The 9,931-nt window shown below is 71.9% G+C and carries 6 protein-coding genes; 2 read left to right on the plus strand and 4 right to left on the minus strand.

The window, feature by feature from the left end; all coding sequences use genetic code 11:
• The coding region (locus VF697_RS06970) for a DUF2309 domain-containing protein (RefSeq protein WP_331092711.1) at positions 1–2,978 on the minus strand (2,978 nt) is incomplete at its 3' end.
• Positions 2,979–3,005: 27 nt separating this feature from the next.
• Entirely contained in the window at positions 3,006–4,658 is a 1,653-nt protein-coding gene (locus VF697_RS06975; protein WP_331092712.1) for a SulP family inorganic anion transporter, read from the minus strand.
• Between the two features lie 416 nt (positions 4,659–5,074).
• Between VF697_RS06975 and VF697_RS06980 the strand changes: the two genes are divergently transcribed.
• Both VF697_RS06980 and VF697_RS06985 read left to right on the plus strand, forming a co-directional pair.
• Positions 5,075–6,538: a sensor histidine kinase gene (locus VF697_RS06980; protein ID WP_331092713.1), complete on the plus strand. Its 1,464-nt coding sequence runs from the start codon at positions 5,075–5,077 to the stop codon at positions 6,536–6,538.
• Complete coding sequence (locus VF697_RS06985) at positions 6,535–7,917, plus strand: sigma-54 dependent transcriptional regulator (RefSeq protein ID WP_331092714.1); 1,383 nt, start codon at positions 6,535–6,537, stop codon at positions 7,915–7,917. The genes VF697_RS06980 and VF697_RS06985 overlap by 4 nt, the downstream gene beginning before the upstream one ends.
• Before the next feature lie 58 nt (positions 7,918–7,975).
• On the opposite strand, the gene VF697_RS06990 is transcribed toward VF697_RS06985, so the two are convergent.
• Positions 7,976–9,226: a uracil-xanthine permease family protein gene (locus VF697_RS06990; RefSeq protein WP_331092715.1), complete on the minus strand. Its 1,251-nt coding sequence runs from the start codon at positions 9,224–9,226 to the stop codon at positions 7,976–7,978.
• Between the two features lie 68 nt (positions 9,227–9,294).
• A partial coding sequence (locus tag VF697_RS06995) for a molybdopterin cofactor-binding domain-containing protein (RefSeq protein WP_331092716.1) occupies positions 9,295–9,931 on the minus strand: 637 nt, incomplete at its 5' end.

Consider the following 9,931-nt stretch of genomic DNA (forward strand, 5'->3'; position numbering starts at 1 on the left):
CCGAGCAGGCCGGTGAGGTTGTGGGGCAGCTTGGTGCCGCAGCCGTAGCGGTCGTTGTCGATGCAGGAGAAGTAGTACTCCAGGTTGATGCCCGCGCCCACGGGGCCCACCGCGAGCAGGATGCGCTCGAGGAGGGTGCCGTTGGCGTCGTCGCGGCTCGGATCGTACGAAACGAGGAAGGCGCGCCGGTCCAGGAACAGGCCCCGGGTGAGGGCGCGGCGGCCCACGATGCACGAGGCGTTGGTGACATGGCCCAGCTCGGGGCGGGCCTGGCTGAGGTCCGCCGCGCGGCCCTCCACGTGCCGCAGCGCGGCGGCCGGGGAGAGGCTGAGCGGGGCGGACTCGAAGCGCCGGCAGCGCTCGTGCGCCGAGAGGGTGCGAGCGGTGTCCAGGGCCCCGCGCAGGGCCACGAGCTCGCCCTGGAGGGCCGCGGGCACGTGCTCGGTCTCGTAGAGCACCACCTCGTCGTTGGTGGTGTTGTGCTGGCCACCGATGAACCAGGTGGAGTCGGGGATGTGGATGCCGCGCTCGCGCAGCTTCGCCCGCACCTCGGGCCGGTTGGCCATCTCCGCGAAGAGGCGCGCGTTGGGGCCCCCGTGGCGACCGCCACAGGCCCCGCAGTCATAGGCGGACTGGTGCGGGTTGTTGACGCTCACCGCGCCGTGCCCCAGCAGCACCACCAGCCCGGCGAAGCCGTCCACCAGCCCGACGTTCTCCAGCGTGCCGGCCACGCGCGCCGCCTTCTCGGCGATGGTGAAGCCCCGGGCCTTCTCGCCGACGAGGGCCGTGGTGGCCACCTCCTGCTCCCGCAGGCTCGCCAGCCGCGTGCGGGGCGCCGGCAGCATCTTCGCGGAGAGCGCCTGGCGAAGCCGGTCCACCCGGCGGGGGAAGAAGATGTGCAGGGGCAGCAGCAGGGCGGAGAGCAGGCCCAACAGCGGCGTCAGCAGCCAGCCGAGCTCCAACGCGTGCGAGCTGTTGTGCAGCCAGTGGTCGAAGCGGGCCCAGAGGGCCCGCAGGCGCGCGCGGGTCTCGGCCCGCTGTCCGTGCTCCGGGTGGGGGTGCTCCTCCACCACGTGCGCGGGGGTGACGACCACGGGGCACAGCGCGGCGGGTCTGGCGTCGTCCAGACCATGGTAGTCGATGGCCACGCCGAAGAAGCCCGCCACGCCGAACGTCTCGTGTCGCGGGTCCAGCTCCTCGAAGTGCCGGCGGATGGCCTCCTCGCGGTCATCGATGCAGAACATCACCTGGAAGCGCGCGGCCTTCACCGTGCGCGTCGACTCCGGGCGGAGCCGGTTCTGGGCGAGGCCCTGGACGATGTCCATCCGGTAGTGGTGCTCGTAGGCCTCCTGCCACACGCGGCGGCGGGCGTTCTCGTCGAAGCGCTCCAGCCACGCGAGCAGCGCCTGGCGCCGCTCCAGGGGGAAGTCGGCGAGCTCCAGCGCGGAGAGCCCCGCGAGCTGCAGGAGCTGGAAGAGGCGCCAGCTGCCCTCCTCCGCCGGGCGCTCCAGGGCCGGAGGCTGGTGGGAGGCCACGCGCCGCGCCTGCTCCCTCAGTCCGGACAGGGGGCCGCGGTAGTCCAGCCGACGCCGGGCCACCGCGCGCAGGGCGTAGCGCTCCAACGTGAGGCGCACGGCGAGGAAGTCCATGAGCCGCGCGGGAGGCGCCCCGACAGGCCGGTCCGCGGGGTTGTGCTCCAGCCGGTACATCATGCCGGCCCACCCGGGCAGGGCGAGCAGCACGCGCGTGACGTAGGGCTCCCACTGGGCCTCGGGGACGCCGAGCTCCTCGAGCGCGGCGAGCACCACGTCCCGAGCCGAGCGCCCGGCGTGCTCGGCCCGGCTCAGCTCTTCCTTCAGCCCCTCGAGCCAGTCGGGCAGCAGGCCGAGGCCGGTGCGCTTCATCATGGACCAGGCGGCGTACAGCCCGTGCTCCCGGTCCGGCATGTTCCAGTGCGACACGCCCTCGTCCAGGAAGGCCGAGCAGGCGCGGATGAGCTGCGGGTGGACCAGGTCGTTCACGTCCTCCCCGGTCGCCGCGCGCAGCTCCTCGCGGTGGGTGGACTCCTGGCCCGGCTCCAGCTTCTCCTCGGCCCCGCTCCTCGCCGGCAGCAGCGGGGTGCGGCAGGCGGCCCAGAGGGCACTGACGGCGAAGGCCTCGGGCTGCCGCTCCAGCCGCTCTCGCAGCGAGCCCAGGCCCCCGCTTCCCCCGAAGGCGGTGGCCAGGGCGTCCACGGCGAGCGTCGCCTCGGCCCCCAGCCAGCCCTCCACGGTGAACGCCGTCGTCCCGCCGAGCCGGCGCTTCACCCGCTGGACATAGGTGGCGGCCAGCGTGTCGGGAATGCCCAGCCGGCGCAGCGCGGCCTCGGGCGACATGGCCCGGCGGGGCTCGGCGGCGGCGGCGCGGATGGACACCTCCAGCGAGGGCTCCAGCAGGGCCACCGCCAGGTCCGTCATCGTCCAGTCCCGCCCCACCCGGTCCATCCACCCGCGCAGCCCCGCGGTGGAGCGCTTCAGCAGGCGCTGGCGCGCCGCCTCCGGCACGTCGGGCCGCAGGCGGTACGAGGCGGACAGCTCCGCCAGACGCCAGCGCAGGGAGGCGGTCGTCTCCTCCGGCAGCGGGTGGAGCAGGGCCAGCAGCTCCAGCTCCAGGCGCGAGAGCTGTGCCGGCGCCAGGTCCCCCTGCGTCTCCCCCGCGTCCCGCTCGGCCAGGGCCGCCTTCAGATCCTCGTCGGTGATGCGACCGCGCCGGTACAGCTCGCGGTAGCGCGACTCGGGAAGGTAGGCCTCGGTCTCGAACGTGGCGCTCGCGGTGGTCAGCGCCTCATGGAAGGGCAGGTGCTGGAAGGCGTGCAGCGTGTTGTGGTGCACGAACACGCCGATGGGGCCCTGCGCGGGCAGCAGGTGGCCGGCGTGGGCCACGACAGCGTTCAGCCGCTGGCCGCGGTCCGCGGCGGGCGGGGGGGAGGAGTGGCTCATGGAGTGTGTCCGGAGAACGTGTTCAGCTCAGGAGGAAAGGCCCACGGGGCTGGTGGGCCCCTTCTTGCGGGCCGACAGCGGGTGCGGGGACAGGCTGCGGTGCTGCTCCAGCCCGCGGATGTGCAGGTGGCGACCCTGGCGGGAGAACTCGTCCTCCAGCTCGTGCAGCCGCTCCATCACCGTGTGGTCCACCAGCTTCGCGTCCGTCAAATCCAGCTCGATGGACTGGGCCTGGGCGTGGCTCTCCAGCCGCTTCTTGAGCTTGAGGAAGTTGGTGAAGACGGCCGCGTGCCGCACGTGCAGGACGACCTGGCCCTCCCCCTTCTTGCGCTCCTCGATCTCCGGCCGGAAGAGCCCCGTCAGCGACGCGCCGTTGAGCAGGTGCACCCCCATCTTCAGCACGATGCCCGCGGCCACGCCCACCAGCAGGTCCGTGGCCAACGTCACGACGAGCGTGAAGGCGAAGATGGCGAGCTGCTCGGCGCCGATGCGGAACGTCTTCACGAACTCGCTCGGCGAGGCCAGCCGCACGCCCGTGAAGACGAGCATGGCGGCCAGGGCGGCCAGCGGAATCCGGTGGATGAGCATGGGCGCGAACGCCACGAACAGCAGCAGGAACAGGCCGTGGAAGAAGTTGGACAGCCGGCTCCTGGCCCCATAGCCGATGTTGGCCGAGCTGCGGACGATCTCCGAAATCATCGGCAGGCCGCCGAACAGACCCGCGATGAGGTTGCCCGTGCCGGTGGCGAGCAGATCCTTGTCCAGGTCCGAGCGGCGCTTCTGGGGATCCAGCATGTCCACCGCCTTGGCGCTCAGCAGCGATTCGATGCTGCCCACCAGCGCGAACATGGCGATGTACTTGAGCGACACCGCCGAGAAGACGGCGGAGAAGTCCGGGAAGGTGATGGCCGACAGCAGGTTGCCCGGCAGGTTCACCAGGAACCTGGGGCCCACCGGGAAGACATCGTGAGCGAAGGTGAAGGTGTGCTCGTGCTCCAGGTCGAAGGCGATGCCCGTGGGCACGGCGAAGAGCAGCACCAGCAGGGGCGCTGGCACGCGCTTGAGGAACGTCACCTGCCTGGCGAGCGCCGCGTGGCCAAAGAGGAGGATGAGGCTGACGACGCCGATGAAGGCGATCTCCGGGTTGAGGCTGGCCACGCTGCGTGGCACCTCGGCCAGCAGGGCGAAGGGCGCCTTGGCCTTGGGCGTCACCCCCAGCAGCGTGTGCAGCTGCTTCGAGCAGATGATGACGCCGATGGCCGCGAGCATTCCGTGCACCACCGAGGAGGGGAAGAAATCCCCCAGCTTCCCGGCGCGCAGCAGCGCGAAGAGGATTTGCAGCACCGCCGCCACGACGATGGTCGCCAGCGCCCGACGGTAGCCCAGCTGCCCATCGCCCTCTCCCAGTTCCGTCACCGCGCCGATCGCGATGACGATGAGCCCCGCGGCGGGCCCCTTGATGGTCAGCCGGGCGCTGCCGAGCCAGGAGGAAACCAGGCCCCCGACCACCGCCGTGAGGATGCCGGACACGGGAGGAAAGCCGCTCGCCATGGCGATGCCCAGACACAGGGGCAGGGCGATGAGAAAGACGAGGAAGCCGGAGACGATGTCGCTCTTCCAACCGCGGCCGTCCATGGGCTCGCGGGCGCCCACGGCACCGGGCGGGGACTTCGGCTGCATGGGATGAACCTCCTGATTCGCGCAGGCAGGGTGGCTTCACGGAGGCCACACCTGTTTCACCGCACTGGAGCAATGGGCGTGCCGGCCCCGCTGAGAGGGTGCTCCTCCGAAACCGCGGGGCATTCCGCCCCATGGGGCTTCGCGTCCCCTCGAATGGCCTGTCAGGTCAGCAACGGTTGAGGGGGTCGTCGTCCCCGAAGGCCCACAGGAGGATGCGGAGGCGCGGAAGGGCCTTGGCCTGTTCCGAGCAGGGCTCAGGCCAGCGGGTTGCCCCCCTTCCACTTCCAGGAGGGCGCCTGCCATGAGCATGAGGGGGCATTTGGCCCCCACGGGGCATTCTGCCCCGCGCTATTGGACACCTCGCGCCCCTCCTTCCCGACTGGGCCGGGGTGGGCCGGGGTGTTGTGGAAGGCCGCATGAAGCTCGCAAGGAAGCTCATCTTCGCCCTGGTGCTACTCGCCTTCGCCGTCATCGCGGGACTGGAGACGGTGGAGGTGCGGCGGGAGCTGGCCCGCTCGGCGCAGGGCATGCAGCATGATCATCGCCTGCTCGGCCACACGCTGAGTGGCTCCCTCGTTCGGGCCTGGGAGCTGGAGGGTGAGGAGAAGGCGCTGACGCTGCTGGCGCAGGCCAACCGCTTCCAGGAGCAGGTGTGGCTGGGCTGGCTCTGGCTGGACTCGCCGGGGGCGGCGGAGCTGTCGCCCGAGCAACGGGCGGCGCTGCTCACCGGGCAGGACATCTCCTTCGTGGACGAGCGGCAGGTGCCGGGCGTGCTGCGCTCCTTCACCCCGGTGGACATCGGCCCGAGGCAGGGCGCCATTGAAATCACCGAGCCCCTCACGGAGCAGCGCCTGCACGTGCGCCAGACGGTGCTGGGCACCGCGGTGGCCACGGGCATCATCTTCCTGGCCTTCCTGGGGGTGGCCATGGCCATGGGGCACCGGTGGGTGGGCCGCCCGGTGGAGCAGCTCGTGGGCCTGGCGCGACGCATCGGCCAGGGAGACCTGGAGGCGCGGGTGCACCTGCGCCAGGACGACGAGCTGAGCACCCTGGCCGACGCGATGAACCAGATGGCCGAAGCCCTGGCGAGCGCACGCGCGCAGGTGGCCCAGGAGACGGCGGCGCGCCTGGCCACGCTCGAGCACCTGCGGCACGCGGACCGGCTGGGCACGGTGGGCAAGCTCGCCTCCGGCGTGGCGCACGAGCTGGGCACCCCGCTCAACGTGGTGCTCGGCCGGGCGAAGATGATCGCCTCCGGGGAGGCCGAGGGGGACGAGACGCAGGAGTGCGCCCGCATCATCACCCAGCAGGTGCAGCACATGACGGGCATCATCCGCCAGCTGCTGGACTTCGCCCGTCGGCGCGCGCCCCAGCGGGCCCCGGAGGACCTGACCGAGCTGGTGGTGCGGACGCTCCACCTGCTGCAACCGATGGCGGCGCGGCGCGGCATCACCCTGACGTGTGATGCTACCGGGCCGGTGAACCTGGAGGTGGACGCCGGGCAGCTTCAGCAGGCGCTCACCAACCTGGTGGTCAATGGCCTCCAGGCGATGAAGCGCCCGGGCACCCTGCGCGTCCGGCTGGGGCGCGCGCGGGCCCTGCCACCGACGGAGCTGGGCGGCCCCGAGGCCGATTGGGTCCGGGTGGACGTGGAGGACGAGGGCGAGGGCATCGCCCCGGAGGCGCTCTCCCGCGTCTTCGAGCCCTTCTTCACCACCAAGGATGTAGGCGAGGGGACGGGCCTTGGACTGTCCGTCTCCTACGGGCTCATCCGGGACCACGGGGGATGGATATCCGTGAGCAGTGAGCCCGGGCGCGGGAGTTGCTTCTCCATCTTCCTTCCACCCGAGAGCAAGGACGTAGAGGGAGCCGAGGCATGAGCGCGACGAAGGGGCGCATCCTGGTCGTCGAGGACGAGCGCGAGATGCGCGCGCTGCTGGAGAAGGGCCTGGCCCGCCGGGGCTTCGTCCCCACGGTGCTGGGGCGCGCGGAGGAGGCCTTCCCCCTGCTGGAGGCGGAGGACTTCGACACCGTGCTCACGGACCTGCGGATGCCGGGCATGGACGGGCTGGCCCTGTGCGAGCGCATCGTCCTCAACCGTCCGGACATCCCCGTGGTGGTGGTGACGGCCTTCGGCAGCCTGGAGACGGCGGTGGCGGCCATCCGCGCGGGGGCCTACGACTTCGTCACCAAGCCGGTGGACCTGGACGCGCTGGTGTTGGTGCTGGAGCGGGCGGTACAGCACCGGGCACTGCGCGAGGAGGTGCGGCGGCTGCGCGTGGCCCTGGGCGACGTGTCCGCCGACGGGGGCGTGGTGGGCGACAGCCAGGCGCTGCGCCGGGTGTACGAGCTGATTGACCGGGTGGCGGACTCGGACGCCTCGGTGCTGATCACGGGGGAGAGCGGCACGGGCAAGGAGGTGGCGGCCCGGGCCCTGCATGCCCGCGGCCGGCGCCAGGCGGGGCCCTTCGTGGCCATCAACTGCGCGGCCATGCCCGAGCAGCTCCTGGAGAGCGAGCTGTTTGGCCACGCCCGGGGCGCCTTCACCGACGCCAAGGCCGCGCGCACCGGCCTCTTCATCAAGGCCAACGGCGGCACCCTCTTCCTGGACGAGGTGGGAGAGCTGCCCCTGGCCTTGCAGCCCAAGCTGCTGCGGGCGCTCCAGGAGCGCACGGTGCGCCCGGTGGGGGGGGACTCCGAGGTGCCCTTCGATGCGCGGATTGTCGCCGCCACCAACCGGGACCTGGAGCTGGCCGTGGAGGAGGGGCGCTTCCGCGAGGACCTCTACTACCGGCTCAACGTCATCGGCCTGGAGCTGCCCCCGCTGCGGGCGCGCGGCAATGACGTGCTGCTGCTGGCGCAGCGCTTCCTGGAGCACTTCGCCACCCGCGGTGGCAAGCGCGTGGTGGGGCTCTCTCCCGCCGCCGCCCAGCGCCTGCTGGTCTACTCCTGGCCCGGCAACGTGCGCGAGCTGCAGAACTGCATCGAGCGCGCCGTGGCCCTCACCTCCTATGAGCAGCTCACCGTGGAGGACCTGCCGGAGCGCATCCGCGACTATCGCGCCCCGAGCAACCTCCCCTCGGAGGGTGACCTGTCCGAGCTGGTTTCCCTCGAGGAGATGGAGCGCCGCTACATCCAGCGGGTGCTGGACGCGGTGGGGGGCAGCCGGACGCTGGCCTCGCGCCTGCTCGGCGTGGACCGCAAGACGCTCTACCGCAAGCTGGGCCGGCGCAACGCCGGGGCTGAGGACAAGGACTGAGCCGGCCCCTCGGCTCGGCCTCGACTTCCGAGCGGCGGGAGGAGGGCGGGGCGCTGCCTCACGGGCGCTTCGCGTCTTCCGGCGGGGGGGCCTCCACCTCCTCGCGGTTGAGCGAGGCGGGCAGCAGCGCGTTGGCGAGGATGCCCACGAGCGCGGCCAGCGCCATGCCGTGCAGCTCCAGGTGCACCCCGCCCACGGCCACGGGAATCTTCGCGCCGCCCAGGCCGAGCACGAGGATGAGGCTCACCACGATGAGGTTGCGGCTGTGGGCGAAGTCGATGCGCGCCTCGGAGAGGGTGCGGATGCCCACGGAGGCAATCATCCCGAAGAGCAGGATGCTCACGCCGCCGAGCACGCCGGCCGGGAAGCTCTGGAACACGGCGGCCAGCTTGGGCGAGAGGCCGAAGAGCATGGCGAACCCGGCGGCGATGCGCAGCACGGCCGGGTCGTAGACGCGGGTGACGGCGAGCACGCCGGTGTTCTCCGCGTAGGTGGTGGCGGCGGGGCCCCCGAGCACCGCCGAGGCCATGTTGGCGATGCCATCGGCGAAGAGGGTGCGCGGCAGGCCGGGGTGCTCCAGGAAGTTCTTCCCCACCACGCGGCCATTCACGATGACGTCGCCGATGTGCTCGATGAAGGTGACGAGCGCCACCGGGGCGAGCACGAACACGGCGGTCCACGACAAGCGCGGCGCGTGGAACGGAGGCAGGCCCACCCAGGCCGCGTCGCGGATGGCCTCGAGCCTCGCGGGCTCCACCACCCCGAGCGCCAGCGAGGCCCCGTAGCCGGCGATGACGGCGATGAGGATGGGGATCATCTTGAAGAGGCCACGGGCGAAGACGCTGGTGAGGATGGCGGCCAGCAGCGTGATGACGGCGAGCCCCCAGTGGCTCTGCGCCTGGTTGACGGCGACGTTGGCGAGGCTCAGCCCGATGACGATGATGACGGGGCCGGTGACGATGGGCGGGAAGATGAGCTGGATGCGCCGCACGCCCACGGCCTTCACCGCGGCGGAGAAGACGAGGTACATGGCGCCGGCGGCGAGCAGCCCGGCGCTCACGGCGGCGGGGCCCTCGCTCTTCATCACGGCGATGACGGGGGCGATGAAGGCGAAGCTGCTGCCCAGGAAGATGGGCACGCCGAGCCCGGTGAGGACGTGGAAGAGGAGGGTGGCGAGCCCCGCGCCAAAGAGGGCGACGCTGGGATTGAGGCCGGTGAGCAGGGGCACCAGCACCGTGGCGCCGAACATGGCGATGGTGTGTTGGAGGCCCAGCACGACCTTCTTCTGGAGCGGGAGGGGCGTCGGCATGAGGCGCGCCTTAGCGCACCGGTGCCCCTGCCGGGTACTGCCTTCTTCTCCAGGCCCCCTCCCGCGCCTCACCCCAGCCGCAGGGGCAGACTCCGCAGGCGCTGCCCGGTGAGGGCGAAGACGGCATTGGCCACGGCGGCCGCCACGGGTCCCAGCGGCGGCTCGCCCATGCCATGCGGTGTGTCGCCTTCGCCCACCAGCAGCGTCTCGATGTCCGGCGCGTCCGCCATCGTCAGCAGCGGGTAGTGGTAGAAGTTCTCCGCCTCCACCTGCCCGTCCTTGAAGGTGATCCGCTCGGAGAGGGTGGAGCTCAGCCCCATCATCACCGCGCCTTCCGTCTGCGCGGTGGCACCGTCCGGGTTGACGACCAGGCCGCAGTCCACGGCGCAGGTGATGCGGTGCACCCGGATGCGGCCGTCCTCCACCGAGACCTCGGCCACCTGGGCCACCACGGTATTGGAGTCCACGGAGCACGCCAGTCCTCGGGCCCGGCCCTCGGGAGCGGCGGTGCCCCAGCCCGCGTGCCGGGCCGCGGCCTCCAGCACCCGGCGCCAGCGCCGCTGCATGACGTCGTCCTCCGACAGGTGCTTCAACCGGAAGGCCAGGGGCTCTTCCCCGGCCGCGTGGGCGAGCTCGTCCATGAAGCCCTCCAGCGCGAAGGTGTTGGCCAGCAGGCCGAGGCCCCGCCAGGTGCCGGTGGGCACG

It is taken from the genome of Archangium sp. (assembly GCF_036388035.1).
Classification (GTDB): Bacteria; Myxococcota; Myxococcia; order Myxococcales; family Myxococcaceae; genus Archangium.